Origin of the sequence: Microbacterium sp. Leaf288 (assembly GCF_001422925.1) — a bacterium.
In the GTDB taxonomy this organism is placed as follows: domain Bacteria; phylum Actinomycetota; class Actinomycetes; order Actinomycetales; family Microbacteriaceae; genus Microbacterium.
The window spans coordinates 177,540-191,789 of sequence record NZ_LMNI01000014.1; the positions used below are offsets into that span (position 1 = coordinate 177,540).

Annotated in this window: 14 protein-coding genes; 6 read left to right on the top strand and 8 right to left on the bottom strand. The window is 71.1% G+C overall.

The window, feature by feature from the left end; all coding sequences use genetic code 11:
- Nucleotides 1-6: 6 nt before the first annotated feature.
- Together hydA and ASF40_RS19740 are read right to left on the bottom strand one after the other, a co-directional pair.
- A complete protein-coding gene (gene hydA, locus ASF40_RS19735; RefSeq protein ID WP_056372334.1) occupies nt 7-1,449 on the bottom strand; it encodes a dihydropyrimidinase in 1,443 nt (480 codons plus the stop codon).
- Between the two features lie 15 nt (nt 1,450-1,464).
- A complete protein-coding gene (locus ASF40_RS19740) occupies nt 1,465-2,313 on the bottom strand; it encodes a nitrilase-related carbon-nitrogen hydrolase (RefSeq protein WP_056372416.1) in 849 nt (282 codons plus the stop codon).
- 308 nt (nt 2,314-2,621) lie between these two features.
- Between ASF40_RS19740 and ASF40_RS19745 the strand changes: the two genes are divergently transcribed.
- The 4 genes from ASF40_RS19745 (at nt 2,622) to ASF40_RS19760 (ending at nt 6,933) form a co-directional block, all read left to right on the top strand.
- Nucleotides 2,622-3,800, top strand: coding sequence for a sensor histidine kinase (locus ASF40_RS19745; protein WP_056372336.1), 1,179 nt, complete (start codon nt 2,622-2,624; stop codon nt 3,798-3,800).
- 112 nt (nt 3,801-3,912) lie between these two features.
- Nucleotides 3,913-4,575, top strand: coding sequence for a response regulator (locus ASF40_RS19750; RefSeq protein WP_056372338.1), 663 nt, complete (start codon nt 3,913-3,915; stop codon nt 4,573-4,575).
- Nucleotides 4,576-4,678: 103 nt separating this feature from the next.
- The gene (locus ASF40_RS19755) at nt 4,679-5,458 is read left to right on the top strand and encodes an ABC transporter ATP-binding protein (protein ID WP_056372341.1); all 780 of its coding nucleotides are present in this window, start codon (nt 4,679-4,681) and stop codon (nt 5,456-5,458) included.
- Nucleotides 5,455-6,933 (top strand): ABC transporter permease, encoded by a 1,479-nt coding sequence (locus ASF40_RS19760; RefSeq protein ID WP_056372343.1) that lies wholly within the window; start codon nt 5,455-5,457, stop codon nt 6,931-6,933. Before ASF40_RS19755 ends, ASF40_RS19760 begins: the two co-directional genes overlap by 4 nt.
- A gap of 112 nt (nt 6,934-7,045) precedes the next feature.
- Here ASF40_RS19760 and ASF40_RS19765 read toward each other — a convergent pair whose 3' ends face one another.
- On the bottom strand, nt 7,046-8,371 hold the full coding sequence (locus ASF40_RS19765; protein WP_157549834.1) for a hypothetical protein: 1,326 nt from the start codon (nt 8,369-8,371) through the stop codon (nt 7,046-7,048).
- Nucleotides 8,368-10,110 (bottom strand): hypothetical protein, encoded by a 1,743-nt coding sequence (locus ASF40_RS19770; protein WP_056372346.1) that lies wholly within the window; start codon nt 10,108-10,110, stop codon nt 8,368-8,370. The genes ASF40_RS19765 and ASF40_RS19770 overlap by 4 nt, the downstream gene beginning before the upstream one ends.
- Before the next feature lie 139 nt (nt 10,111-10,249).
- On the opposite strand from ASF40_RS19770, the gene ASF40_RS19775 reads away from it, so the two are divergent.
- Nucleotides 10,250-10,843: an NADPH-dependent FMN reductase gene (locus ASF40_RS19775; protein WP_056372348.1), complete on the top strand. Its 594-nt coding sequence runs from the start codon at nt 10,250-10,252 to the stop codon at nt 10,841-10,843.
- Between the two features lie 33 nt (nt 10,844-10,876).
- On the opposite strand, the gene ASF40_RS19780 is transcribed toward ASF40_RS19775, so the two are convergent.
- Entirely contained in the window at nt 10,877-11,386 is a 510-nt protein-coding gene (locus ASF40_RS19780; RefSeq protein WP_056372351.1) for a hypothetical protein, read from the bottom strand.
- Between the two features lie 180 nt (nt 11,387-11,566).
- Between ASF40_RS19780 and ASF40_RS19785 the strand changes: the two genes are divergently transcribed.
- Entirely contained in the window at nt 11,567-12,208 is a 642-nt protein-coding gene (locus tag ASF40_RS19785) for a 2-phosphosulfolactate phosphatase (protein ID WP_056372352.1), read from the top strand.
- A gap of 6 nt (nt 12,209-12,214) precedes the next feature.
- Here ASF40_RS19785 and ASF40_RS19790 read toward each other — a convergent pair whose 3' ends face one another.
- From ASF40_RS19790 to ASF40_RS19800, 3 genes are all read right to left on the bottom strand, one after another.
- A complete protein-coding gene (locus ASF40_RS19790) occupies nt 12,215-12,706 on the bottom strand; it encodes a SprT-like domain-containing protein (RefSeq protein ID WP_056372354.1) in 492 nt (163 codons plus the stop codon).
- Nucleotides 12,707-12,756: 50 nt separating this feature from the next.
- Nucleotides 12,757-13,284 (bottom strand): hypothetical protein, encoded by a 528-nt coding sequence (locus ASF40_RS19795; RefSeq protein WP_056372356.1) that lies wholly within the window; start codon nt 13,282-13,284, stop codon nt 12,757-12,759.
- 97 nt (nt 13,285-13,381) lie between these two features.
- The gene (locus ASF40_RS19800) at nt 13,382-14,245 is read right to left on the bottom strand and encodes a spermidine synthase (RefSeq protein WP_056372358.1); all 864 of its coding nucleotides are present in this window, start codon (nt 14,243-14,245) and stop codon (nt 13,382-13,384) included.
- Nucleotides 14,246-14,250 lie beyond the last annotated feature (5 nt).

Sequence of the window (14,250 nt, forward strand, 5' to 3'; positions counted from 1 at the left end):
TCCTCCTCAGATCAGGTACTGCGACAGGCCGCGCTTGAGGAACCGGCCGTCGCCCTTGGCGCCGAGGTACTCGCCGTCGTCGACCACGACCTTGCCGCGCGAGATGACGGTGTCGACGTGCCCGTCGATCTCATAGCCCTCCCACGCGGAGTGGTCCATGTTCATGTGGTGCGTACGCCCCTCGCCGAAGCCGATCGAGGTGTGGCCGTTCGGGTCGTAGACCACGACATCGCCGTCGGCGCCGGGCTGGATGACGCCCTTGCGCCCGTACAGGCCGAACATGCGCGCCGGGGTCGTCGAGGTGAGCTCCACCCACCGCTCGAGCGTGATCTTGCCGGTCACGACGCCCTGGTACATGAGGTCCATGCGGTGCTCGACCGAGCCGATGCCGTTCGGGATCGCACGGAAGTCGTCGAGCCCGAGCTCCTTCTGGCCCTTCATGCAGAACGGACAGTGGTCGGTCGACACCATCTGGATGTCGTTGGTGCGCAGCGCCTGCCACATGTGGTGCTGGTGGCCCTCCTGACGCGAGCGCAGCGGCGTCGAGCACACCCATTTGGCGCCCTCGAACTGCCCCCACTCCTCGCTGAACGCGCCCAGCTGCTCCTCGAGCGACAGGTACAGGTACTGCGGACACGTCTCGCCGAACACGTTCCACCCCTGGTCGCGGGCCCAGGCGAGCTGATCCACGGCCTGTTTCGCCGACACGTGGACGACGTACAGCGGGGCACCGGTGAGGTTCGCGAGCATGATCGCGCGGTGCGTGGCCTCCTCCTCCATCTGCCACGCACGGGCGATGCCGTGGTAGTACGGCGCCTTCTTGCCGGCCTCGGCGAGCTGCGCCGCCAGCACGTCGATCGCCGGCCCGTTCTCCGCGTGCATCATCGTGAGCAGGCCGGTCTCCTGCGAGACCTGCATCGCCTTCAGCACCTGGGCGTCGTCGGAGTAGAAGACACCCGGGTAGGCCATGAAGAGCTTGAAGCTCGAGACGCCCTCGTCGACGAGACCCCGCATCGCCGCGAGCGAGTCGTCGTCGACGCCGCCCACGATCTGGTGGAAGCCGTAGTCGATGGCGCAGTTGCCCGCGGCCTTCTCGTGCCAGGCGGCCAGGCCGTCCTGCACGCGCTCGCCGTAGCGCTGCACGGCGAAGTCGATGATCGACGTCGTGCCGCCCCACGCCGCGGCGCGGGTCCCGGTCTCGAACGTGTCGGAGGCGTTGGTGCCGCCGAAGGGCAGCTCCATGTGGGTGTGCGCGTCGATGCCGCCCGGGATCACGTACTTGCCGGTGGCGTCGATGACGGTGTCGACGGATGCCGCGACATCCGTTCCGAGAAGCTGCGAGCCGGGCGCGAGCACGGCCGCGATGGTCTCGCCGTCGATGAGCACGTCCGCTTCGCCCCGGCCGGTCGCCGAGACGACGGTGCCGCCCGTGATGAGTGTCGTCGCCATGTCAGTCCCCCCGGCTCACGGCTTCGCGATCTTCGTGTAGGAGTCGGGCCGGCGATCACGGTAGAACTGCCAGTCGTCGCGCATGTCGCGCACCATGTCGAGATCGAGATCGCGCACCAGGAGCTCTTCGTGCTCGCCCGAGCCGCGCTCGCCGACGAAGTTGCCACGGGGGTCGATGACCTGGCTCGTGCCGTAGAAGTCGACGGCGAGGTCGCCGTACTCGTTGTCCTCACGGCCCACGCGGTTCGGCTGCAGCACGAAGTACCCGTTCGCGACGGCTGCGGCGGGTCCTTCGACCTCCCACAGCCGGTTCGAGAGACCGGGCTTCGTGGCGTTCGGGTTGAAGACGATGTGCGCGTCGTTCAGACCCAGCTCGCGCCACCCCTCGGGGAAGTGGCGGTCGTAGCAGATGTACATGCCGATCCGGCCGACGGCGGTGTCGAACACGGGGTAGCCCATGTTGCCGGGCCGGAAGTAGAACTTCTCCCAGAACCGGTCGAGATGCGGGAGGTGGTGCTTGCGGTACTTGCCGAGGATCGTGCCGTCGGCATCGACGAGCACCGCCGTGTTGTAGTACACGCCGGTCTCGGCCTCTTCGTAGATCGGCAGCACCGTGACGATCCCGAGCTCCTTCGCGATCGCGGCGAAGCGCTGCACGATCGGCCCCTCCGACGACTCCGCGAAGCGGTAGTACTTCTTGTCCTGCGTGATCCCGAAGTAGGGACCGTAGAACAGCTCCTGGAAGCACACCACCTGCGCACCCTGGGCGGCGGCGTCCCGCGCGAACCCTTCGTGCTTGTCGAGCATCGACTCCTTGTCGCCCGTCCAGGTGGTCTGCGAAATCGCCGCGCGTACCGTCGTCATCGTCTCTCCGTTCATGAACCGGCTGGTGCCGTGTTCGTCCGTCCCTCGGGCGGGTCGGGCGGGTCCGATCGATGGAGCAGCCCCGCTTCCCGATCCTGGCGATCCGACGTTTCCCGTCGGTTTCGGCCTGTGACGCGACAGTAAAGCCTTGCCCGGTGCGGCGCAATGGTCGGCTGGGCAGACCTTATGGATCGAGGGAACGGGATGCCGCAGCATCCGGTCCGTACATCCCTCGAATGATCCCCGCCCACGGCGGATACAGCGCGGGACGGATGCCTCGGCCCGAGGCGCTCGCGTAGCGTGAGACGGTGTTCCGCCGACTGAAGACGTCCCAGATCGTCACCGACGTCGTGATCGCGGTCGGCTTCTTCGTGATCGCGTGGCCGGTCGAGGCCCTGGTGGCCTCCGGCGCGTGGTCGAGTCTGGGCCCGGTCGGAGACGCGGTGTCCGGACTGCTCATCGCCGCCCTGTTCACCGGCGCGCTGGCGCTGCGCCGCCTGTCGCCGGCGCTGGCCCTCGGTATCGCCTGGGTCGGCGCGCTCGTGCAGATGGGCCTCGGGCGCCCGCCGAGCTTCGCGGACCTCGCGATCTTCGGCGTGCTCTACACGACCGCGGCCTACGGATCGCGGGTGGTCTACTGGGCGGGCTTCGCCTCGGCGCTCGTCGGGGCGCTCGTGATCACGGTGTACCTGTTCGCCGGGCCGCCGTTCGCCGGCGGAGGGCTGTCGTGGCAGACACTGCCGCTGGCGCTCGTCGTGCTCGTCGCGGGCGCCTTCGCGCTCGGGCTCTCCTGGACGATCGGCGCCCTCGTGCGCACCGCGGTGCGGGCGCGCGAGAACCGCGAGGCGCAGCAGCGCGCCGAGGCCGAGACCGCCGCCGAGCAGGAGCGCGTGCGCATCGCGCGCGACATGCACGACGTCGTCGCGCACTCGCTCGCGGTGGTGATCGCCCAGGCTGACGGCGCGCGCTACGCGGCATCATCGGATGCCGCGATCGCCACGGAAGCCCTCGCCACCATCTCGACCACGGCCCGCTCGGCCCTCGCCGACGTGCGGCTGCTGCTCGGGCAGCTGCGGCACCGCCAGGGCGACGGACCGCAGCCCACGATCGCCGATCTCGAGGAGCTGTACATGCAGGTGCGCACCGCCGGGGTGCAGCTGCGGGTCGACGTCGACCCGGCGCCGCCGGGCGAGCCCCCGGCTGCGGTGCAGCTCGCGGTCTACCGCATCCTGCAGGAGGCGCTGACCAACACCCTCCGGCACGGGGCCCCCGGAGGCTCCGTCGACGTGCGGCTGTCGTGGCTGTCCGACCGCGTCGAGCTCGACGTCCGCAATCCCGTCGCGCCCGGCTCGCAGCCGGGGCGGTCCGGCCACGGCATCATCGGTATGCGCGAACGCGCCCAACTTGCCGGCGGACGGCTCGACGCGGCCGACGAAGGCGGCGCCTTCACCGTGCGTGCCACCATTCCCCTCGGGGGTGCCGGTTGAGCCCGCCCGTGCACGACCGCGGATCCGCAGGTGCGGACATGTTCGGCGACACGCCGGGTCGCGGCATCCTTCCCCCGGCGTGTCGTGCCCGCCGTCCGCAGGTGCGGATCCGATGCTGTGCGCAGGAGGACGAACGGTGATCAGAGTGGTTCTCGTCGACGACCAGTCGCTTTTCCGCGCCGGCATCCGCATGCTCATCGACTCGCAGCCCGACCTCGAGGTCGTGGCCGAGGCATCCGACGGCCGCGAGGCCATCGAGGCGGTACGCCAATCGCGGCCCGACGTCGTTCTGATGGACATCCGCATGCCCGTCATGGACGGCCTCGCCGCGACCGCCGAGCTGCTCACCGATCCCGAGCCTCCGCGCATCGTGATGCTCACGACGTTCGACCTCGACGAGGCCGCCGCCCGCGCCATCCGCCAGGGGGCGAGCGGGTTCCTCCTCAAGGACGCCGACCCCGAGTTCCTCCTCGCGGCGATCCGCACCGTGCATGCGGGGTCGGCCGTGATCGCGGCATCCGCCACTCGCGAGCTGTTCGAGCGATTCACGGATGCTGCGCCCCGGCCGGTCCCGAATGCGTACGCGGACCTCACCGAGCGCGAGCGCGAGATCTTCGCCCTCGCCGCGCGCGGGCTGTCCAACGCCGAGATCGCCGCGCGCGAGTACCTGTCAGAGGCGACGGTGAAGACGCACATCAGCCGCATCCTCACGAAGCTGGGCCTGCGCGACCGCGTGCAGCTCGTGGTCTTCGCCTTCGAGCACGGTCTGGTGTAGCGCTCAGCGCCCCTCGAGGGCGGCTCGAGGTCATCCTCGAGATGTAGACGGATGCCTCTGACGGGCGACGCGGGCGAGCCCGGGCCGTTCCTACCGTCGAAGCATGGAACTCTCATCGACCGACCTGGGCCTGGCCGCCCGGGTGCAGCAGCTCACCAAGACCTACGGAACCGGCGAGAGCACGGTGCACGCGCTCGACGGCGTGAGCGTCGGCATCCGCCGCGGCGAGTTCACCGCGATCATGGGCCCGTCGGGCTCGGGCAAGTCCACGCTCATGCACATCATGGCGGGACTCGACGCCCCCTCGTCGGGGCGCGCGTGGATCGGCGACACCGACATCACCGGTCTCAGCGACCTCGAGCTCACGATCCTGCGGCGCCGCCGCGTGGGGTTCGTGTTCCAGGCGTTCAACCTCGTGCCCACCCTCGACGCGCTGGGCAACATCCTGCTCCCGTTCGACCTCGACGGTCGCCGGCCCACGACCCTCGAGCGGGCGCGCATCGACGGCCTCGTCGAGCGCCTGGGACTCGCGTCCCGCCTGAACCACCGCCCCCACCAGCTGTCGGGCGGCCAGCAGCAGCGCGTCGCGATCGCCCGTGCGCTCGCGACCTCGCCCGACCTCGTGTTCGCCGACGAGCCCACGGGCAACCTCGACTCGCGCTCGGGTCGCGAGGTGCTCACGCTCCTCGCCGCCGCCACGCGCGAGCACGGCCAGTCCATCGCCATGGTCACGCACGATCCGGTCGCGGCCTCGCACGCGGACCGCGTGCTCTTCCTCGGCGACGGGCGCATCGTCGCCGACAAGCCCCGCCAGAGCGCCGAGGAGATCTCGGCCTACATGCTCGCCTCGGAGCTGGGTGCGGGCGCGGCGGTGGCGTCATGACCGCGATCGCCGAATCGGGTCGGGTGCATCGGCCCGCAGCATCCGTCCCCCGAAGCGCTGCCGCTCCGCTCGGGTGGCTGCGGGAGCGCGGGATGGGGGCGAGCATCCTGGTCGCCGCGATCTCGAGCGCGTTCGGGGCGATCCTGCTGAGCGCGACCGGGTTCATCGCCGCCGTGCTGAAGGCCGATCCGTTCATCGGCGAGAGCGGCACATTGGCCGTGGTGCTCGCGATCATGAGCTTCCTGCTGATCGGCGTCGCGGTGTACGTCGCGGCCATCGTCACCGCGAACACCTTCGCCACGGTCATCGCGGGGCGTACGCGGCGCATCGCGCTGCTGCGGCTGATCGGCGCCTCGGCGCGCTCGCAGCGTTCCGAGGTCGCGCGCCAGGGGCTCGTCGTCGGCGTCATCGGCGCTGTGCTCGGGCTCGTCGGCGGGACGCTCGCGTCGTGGGCGGGCGTCGTGCTCGCGGGTATTGCGTTCGGCATCGAGGACGTGGAGTACGCCGTCGTCCAGCCGGTGCTCGTGGTCCCGGCGGTGGTGGTCGCGCTCACGACGTGGGCAGCCGCGTGGGCGGGGTCCCGGCGCGTGCTGACCGTCACGCCGCTGCAGGCGCTCGGCGGCTCGGTCGAGGCATCCCACGACGCGTTCACCCGCAAGGGAGCACGCAACGGTGCGGCGATCACGCTGGTCGGCATCGGCGGGGCGCTGCTCGCGGGAGGCATCGCGCTCGGACTGGTGTCGCCGCTCGGGGTGATCGTCGCGTTCTTCGGCGGGATCTTCTCGTTCACCGGGCTCGCGCTCGGCGCGACGCTCGTGATGCCTCCGGTCCTGCGGCTCGTGGGCAAGCTGTTCGGTGCGTCGGCGACGGCGCGGCTGGCGTCGGAGAACGCGCTGCGCTACCCGGAGCGCTCCAGCCGCATGGCGATCGGCGTCGTGATGGGCGTGACGCTGGTGACGATGTTCGCCGTCGCGCTCGAGACCGTGAAGGCCGTGCTGACGACGTCGGCCGGCGGCGAGGCCCCGCAGGAGATGACCACGCTGCTCGACACGTTCGCCGGGATCATGATGGGTCTCGTCGCGGTCTCCGCGGTCATCGCCGCGGTGGGGCTCGTGAACCTCCTCACGATCGGCGTGGTGCAGCGCCGCCGCGAGCTGGGGCTGCTGCGCGCGCTCGGCGTCTCGACCGGGCAGGTGCGCCGCATGGTGCTGCTCGAGGCCGCGCACATCACGATCACCGCGACCATCACGGGCCTCGTGCTCGGCATCGCCTACGGCTGGGCCGGGGCGCAGTCGCTGCTCGGCGCCGTGCCGATGCCGCCGTCGTTCTCGTCGCCGACGCTCGTCGCCCCCGCCGTGCCGTGGCTCCCCGTGGCGATCATCGTGGTCGCGACGGCGGTGCTCACCCTTGTCGCGGCGGTCGTCCCGACGCGGCTCGCGACGCGGGTCGTCCCGGTCGAGGCGCTCGCGGACTGAGACCGGCGTTCTCCCCGGTCGTTGAGCGGAGGGCGCTCCAGCGCCCGAAGTCGAAACGTCCTGGGTTTCCTCGGAAGCCCGGGGCGTTTCGACTCGCTCGTGCCTCGCTCGCTCAACGACCGGGGGGAACGAACGGGACCTGACGGAAGGGGCCGTGCGCGGCGTCGGCCTCGAGCTCGATCCACTCCTCACCGCCGGTGAGATCGTCGGTCGAGTAGAGGTCGGCGACCTCGCGGAGGGCGGTGACGAGCTGCGGCTGCGGCACGGCGCCGTCGCCCTCGCCGTGGACGTCCTGGCGGGTCGACATGACGGCGGCGAGCCGGGGAAGGTCGGGCTTGCGGTCCTTCCACAGTGCGTGCAGCGAGCGGGGTGTGGCGTTGCGGCTGCCGTGGTGACCGACCTTGTACAGGTCGATGCCGGCGAGCCGCTCACGAAGCTGCGGCTCGTCCGTGAGCCGCTCCAGCGTGAGCCGCCAGTTCTCGATCTGCGCATCGCCCGGGAACAGCATCGACAGTCCCTTGATCTCCAGGAGCAGGATGATGCTGGTGTTGTTGAGGGCGTCGTCGAGGTCGCGCACCAGACGTGCGGCCGAGTGCGATCGCTGGTTCGCGAGGCGGTCGATGAGCCAGCGCACCGGACCGGGCCCGTGTGCGATCGGGGCGGGGGCGCCGGTGTCGGCGGCAGAGCCGACGACACGCAGTGAGGCGCCGAGTGCACGGAGCCAGTACTCCGGATCGTCCTCGCGCTGCTTCGCGACGCGCGGGTCCTGATCCACCGTGGGCGGGCCGAGCACGGTCGCCCGCATCCCCGGCACCACGTCGTCGATGCCCGACTCCATCCCGGCGTGCAGGTACCTGCCCCGGTCGCCGAGCGAGAGCTCGTCCAGCAGGGCCACCGCTTCGGCGTTCTTGAGCTGGTCCTCGGCGGCCGCCCTCACATCGTCGTCGAGCCCGACGAGCTGGGTCAGCTTGGCGACGTGCTCCTGGGCCTGTGCGAGCAGCGCGGCGTACCGCACGGACGCGCTGGTGAGGCCGTTCGGCGGCTCGGCCGCAGCCAGGCCCGGGTCTCCGGGGCCGTTCGCCGTCGCCGACAGCCTCGGATCCTCGGTCCACGACCGCAGCACGAGCGTGGGCGCGAGCCTCTTCATGATGGTCGCGCCCGCGTCGACCTCGAACCCCCGCAGGTGGTCCCGGTGGCGATGGGTGACCACGAGCACGTCGAGCCGGCCGCCCGTGTGCTTCTCGATCAGCGCGGCGACGTCGCCCATACGGCCGCGGGCCATGCCTTCGCGCGGTGAATGGCTCGTGCCGTAGTCGATGAGGATGTGCCGCTCGGAGCGGCCGTCGGAGAGCGGCTCGTCGTACTCGACGGACACCAGGAAGCAGTCGCCGAAGCCGACCTGGTACATGCGGACGCGAACGCGGATCGGAGTGCTCACCATGTCTCCCCGGAGCTCTGCTCGGTGCGGTGCAGCTCGGCGAACGTCTGCCCGCGAGCCGCCCCGTCCGAGAAGCCGAGGCGGCGCTTCGAATCCATGCGGCCGGTGCGGGCGAGGTGGTCGAGCCGCAGCTGCTGGCGACGCCAGTCGTCGAGCCGCTTGTGGATGTGCAGCTTGAGCCGGCCGAACTGGTCGAAGATCAGCGTCCCGCCGCCGAACAGCTGCACGGGCGTGCTCGGATCGATCGCCGGCGAGAGCTGGAGCCCCGACTCGTCGGTGAACTCCCGCGCGGTCATGTCGGCCATCTGGACGTATGTGGCGACCGACTCCGGCACGATCAGTCCGTCGGGACCGATCCGCTGCGTCGGCAGCACCGACTCGATCACCGTGTAGTAGTCGGTCGACACGTCGAGGCGACGGGCGTTCTGCCAGAGGAAGCGCGACACCTCGTCGCGGTCGCTGCGGAGCCCTGCGAAGTTGATCCCGAGGTAGCGGGGTGGCAGCTCCGACTCGAGCACGTCGGTCACCCGGCCGGATGGGAGCGTGATGCCGGCCTTGGCGAACCCGTCGACCAGGAGCTTGCGGTAGCCGAGGTCGTCGTCGGGCACGACCTCGTTGTCGGCCAGCAGCACCGCGTTGAGGAGGTCGCCGAAGTCGAACTCGACGGGCGGCAGGTAGTCGAGGCCGCGGATCAGCATCGTGAGCAGCTGGGACGCCGCCTTCGCGCCCTCCTCGGCGGCCCGCGCGCGGTCGACGGTGACACCCTTGCCGGTCGCCGCCGGGCCGTTCGGCCGTGAGAACAGCGCCTGCAGTCGCATGTACCAGATGTCGATGAGCAGATCGAAGGCGATCGCCACCAGCACCTCGCCGCGCTGGTGCGGCTCGAGGAAGTCGGTCCGCTTCGCCCAGTCGGCGGGCGGCGGCTTCAGCGCCGACTCCCGCAGCGCGCCGCGGCCCTGGGTCAGCACGCTGCCGATCTGCTCGGCGACGCGGGCGAGCATGTTCTTGCGCAGCGCCTCGGGCTCCACGTGGCTTCGCGGGATGCGCCCGCTCTTGTCGGGCTTGCCGAGCGCCTGCTCGATGACCGGGCGCATCGAGAACACCGAGAGCAGCGCCACGATGTCGGCGAAGCCCTCGTGGAATGCGGCCTGGTCGGGAAGGCTCGGCTCGAGGAACCGGCCCCGCAGTCCGTCGAGCACGGCGTGCGTCGTCTCGTGCACCACCACGTCGTGGCTCAGGCACGTGTAGATCGTTTCTCCGGTCGGGTCGGCGGGCGGCACGTAGCCGAACAGCAGTGCGCGGTCCTCGAACGAGTAGTAGGCGTTCGCCTCGGCGAACGCGTGCGGCACGAGGAACAGCTGGTGGCTGCGGAATCCCCACGGAAGCCGGCGGCCCAGCGCCGTCTCGAACGTCGCGAGCGTGCGCGCGGCGGTGGCGTACACATGCTGCGCGTGGAAGGCCCAGTCGGTGCGCAGCACGTCGTCGGTCGCCTCCGCGAAGAGGTCGTCCTTGCCCAGCGGCTCGTGCTTGACGTAGCGGCCGGTGGCGGTGTCGTAGTCGACCACGTGCAGGCGGGCTCCGCGGGGTCCGTCCTCCATGCGCGACCACGGCACCTTCACGTTGGCGGTGAGGATGCTCGCGTCGTCACCGCTCACCGACGGATCCTGTGCGATGAGCCGCAGCGTGATGTGCGTGCGCGGCTCGTCGGCGGGTTCCGCGAATTCGACACCGTCCGCCATGTCACACCCCCAGGGTCTACGGCTCCACAATGCAGCGACTTGCCCCGCTCTGGAAGAGGGTCGCCGCGCAGTCCTGATACCGAGGGGGTCTGGAGCGCAAGGGGGTGCGTGAGCGGGCGCACGGGTGCAGGCTGGCCGCATGCAGATCGAGATCGTTGAGCACGAACCGCCCTATCGCGTCGGCGTGATCGTCGGCAGCCTCTCGCGCGAGTCCGTCAACCGGCGTCTGGCACTCGCCGTGCAGCGCCTCGCGCCGCCCGAACTCGAGTTCTTCGAGATCTCCTACGCCGACCTTCCGCTGTACAACCGCGACCTCGACGCCGACTATCCGCAGGCGGCGCTCGAATTCAAGGAGGCGGTGCGTTCCTCCGACGCGCTGCTCTTCGTGACGCCCGAGTACAACCGTTCGATCCCCGGCGCGCTCAAGAACGCGATCGACTGGGGCAGCCGGCCGTGGGGTCAGAACGCGTGGAGCGACAAGCCGGTCGCCGTCATCGGCGCCTCGCCCGGGCAGATCGGCACCGCCGTCGGCCAGCAGTCGCTGCGGAGCACCCTGAGCTTCCTCAACGCACGCCAGATGACCACCCCCGAGGCGTACATCCACTTCACGCCGGGGCTCATCGAGGCCGACGGCGAGGTGACCGTCGCCTCGACCGAGGAGTTCCTCCGCACCTTCATGGTGAAGTTCCTCGAGTACACCGCGCGCGTGCTGACGGTGATCCCGCAGACGTGATGATGACGGATGCCGCGGCCCGCAGCATCCTCATCACTCGTCGTCGCGTGGTCCGGGGTCGTGGGACCACGAGGGCGCGAGGGCGCGCACGCGTGCGGCGCGCCACTGCCACATGCCCCACAGCACCGGCCACAGGAGGGGCGCCGTCGGGCCGCCGATGACGAGCCGGTCGCGCCACAGCGTCTTGCCGGGCTGACCGGGCGCCGGCGACACCGCCATCTGGTGGTCCCAGACGTCGAGGCTGGCGAGCGGGCCCGTGAGCGGGATGCCGCTGTCGCGGAAGATCCGGACACGGCCGCCGGGCTCGTCCACGGAGCGCTCGCTGACGTGGATGAGCTGCCTCCCCATCGGCACCGCGCCGAACGCCGACAGCTGCACCGGCACGTCGTCGCCGGGGGTCCACGATGTCGGCAGCCCGCTCGGCACGAGCGGGGCGAGGTCCATCAGCGGGCCGTAGAGCTCGGCGACGGCGCGGGGCGAATGCACCGCCCGCCACGCCGCATCGGCGTCGCAGTCGATCACGAACTTCAGCAGAATCCGCATGCGCTCCAGTGTGGCATTCGCCTCTCCGGTTCGAGTCGGGCTTGCGCCGACGTCCGCATCATGCGCTCTCGCCGAGAGCACGCGATGTGCGCGTGCACGACGTGTCGTCTCGGTGGGAGCACATGATCGGCGCGGGGCACCGAGGACGGGAAGAAGGATGCTGCCGCCTACGCTGGACGGATGCCCGAGAGAGCGTTCGACCAGCACCGCTACCAGGTCCGCCACGACTGGGGGATCGATGGGCTCCGTCGCCTCGCCCCCGCGGACGTCGTCGTGGTCGTCGACGTGCTCCGGTTCTCCACGACGGTGACGGACGCCGTCGCCCGGGGCGAGACCGTGCCCCTCGACCCCTCGGCGCACGCGGTGTCGATCAACGGCGCGGCCGTGGCCGACGCGGCGGCGCAGTCCGGCGCCGTGGTGCTGCTCGGATGCCTCCGCAACGCCGCCGCGGTCGCCCGGGCTCTGCTCGACCTCCAGCACGAGCGCGGTGCGCGCACGAGCATCGCCGTGATCGCAGCGGGCGAGCTCGCCGGCCGTGACACCGGCGCTCCGCTCCGGTTCGCGGTCGAGGATCAGCTCGGCGCCGGTGCGATCGTCGACGCGCTCGGCGACCTCGGCGTCGACCACACCTCGCCCGAGGCGGCGGTGGCGTGCGAGTCGTTCCGTGGGCTGCGTGGCGCCGTCCGGCACCTGCTGACGGCCAGCGGCTCCGGGCAGGAGCTTCTCGACCGCGACACCCGCGACGAGGTGCTGAACGCGGCCGCGGTGGATGCAGCATCCGTCGTCCCGGTCCTGCGCGACGGGGCGTTCGTCGCGTACTGACGCGGCTCAGTCGCGCGGGGTCATCGCGGCCAGGCGCGTCGCGCGCGTGATCTCGCGGCGCGTCCACGTGAAGGCGTGGCGCTCGTCGAAGTGCGGGGCGCACTTCGCGCACGACGTCGGCCGGGTCGCCTTGCGGTGACGGTAGGCGACGTGCCCCGCGGGGCAGACGCCGATCCACGGCGCGAGCTCGGTCGCCGTCTCGCCGTTGTGGGTGGTGCCGCCGACATAGCCGAGGTCGCGCGCGACGGCCTTCCACCGCGCGCCGTGGCCGGCACGCGGCCCGGCCAATGCGTGGGCCACCTCGTGCAGCAGCGTCTGGTGGTTGGTGTCGTCGTCGTACCGCGCCGCGAGGTAGCGCGAGACGCTGATGCGCTTGTGCGTGTAGTCGCACAGCCCGGCCCGGCGCTTCGCGTTGTCGAACGCGAAGCTCCACGAGTCGTCGAGGTGAAGGGCGATGAGGGCCTCGGCCCAGTGCCGCACGCGATGCAGATCCGACATGTGCGCGAGACTAGAACGTATCTCCGACACTCCGGCTCAGGGTGCCCACCTCAGCTGGCGACGGATGCCGCGGCCCGGCGCCGGTCGGCGGCGTCGATCGCGAGGAGGGTCGACTCGAGCTGGTCCTCGGTGGCGCCGGACTCCTGGCGCAGGAATAGCGCGCGCTTGAAGTCCTTGCGGGCGGCCTCGAAGTCGCCGGCGTCGTAGTTGACCTTGCCGCGGTGCTGGTAGGCGAAGGCCCCGATGCCGGCCCAGCCCTGCCCGTCGGCCTCTTCGGCGCACGTGGTGAGCTCCTGATCGGCGGCGCCGTACGCGCCACGGGCCTGCAGCACCGTGGCGTGCAGGATGCGGGCGCGCAGCAGGTCCTTGCGGGTGCCCGCCATGCGCGCGACGCGCACCGACTGCTCCGAGATGACGAGAGCCTCGTCGGGGCGATCCAGGACCTTGAGCAGCCAGACGCGCTCGAGCAGCGCCGGAAGGCTGCGCTGATCGCCGATCTCTTCGAGCCGCTCCTGGCACTGGCTCGCGTTCACCTTCTCGCGGAGAGTGTCGGGATCGTACCCGCTGATGTAGCTCACGTCTGACTCCCTTCGCCGCGCCGGTGGCTCCTCCAGTTTGCCTTGCCGCTTCCCGGGACGCGGTCGTGCCACGCCGGGTCGCGGCATCCGTGAACCGTCAGCGGGTGAAGACGGATGCCGAGGGCTTGGGCGACGGCGTCGCGTCGGCGTCGGTGGCCACGCGCGCGCCGCGCGCGAACTCGTCGAGCTCGCGTCCTTCGGCGACCTTGGCGGGGTGCGGACCGGCGGCCATGAGGCGCGGGAGCCACTCGGTCGGAAGGGGCGCGCGGGATGCGGCGATCACGAGGTTGCCGAAGCGGCGGCCCTTGAGCGTCTGCACCTCGGCGAGCACGATCACATGCTCGAGCACGGCCTGGACGGTCGCGACCTCGCGGCGGGCGAAGGCGAGTCCCGCGCCGTCGGCCACGTTCACGAGGAGCACTCCGTCGGGGGCGAGGAACCGTGCGGCCTCGGTGAAGAACTCCACGGTCGTGAGATGCGCGGGCGTCTGAGCGCCCGAGTAGACGTCCGAGACGACGAGGTCGGCGGCGCCCACGAGACCCGCGGGCAGGCGCCCGAGCGTCTCGCGCGCATCGCCGATGCGCACTCGGATCGAGGCACCGCGGGCGAGCGGCAGGTTCTCGCGCACGAGGTCCCACAGCGCCGGCTCCAGCTCGACCACCTGCTGCCGCGAGCCCGGACGCGTCTGCTCGATGTACCGCGGGATCGTGAGCGCGCCGGCGCCCAGGTGGATCGCGGTCAGCGGCTGCCCGGGCATCCGCAGCCGGTCGATCACGGCACCCATGCGCGCGACGTACTCGAAGTGCAGGTGCGTCGGATCGTCGAGGTCCACGTGCGACTGCGGCGTGCCGTCGACGTCGAGCTCCCACCCGCCGCCGAACGGCGAGCGCACCACGCGGGCGAGGGTCCCATCCGAGAGCCGGACGGAGGGGACGGGTGTCTCTTCCCTCGCGCGCGCCATGCTCC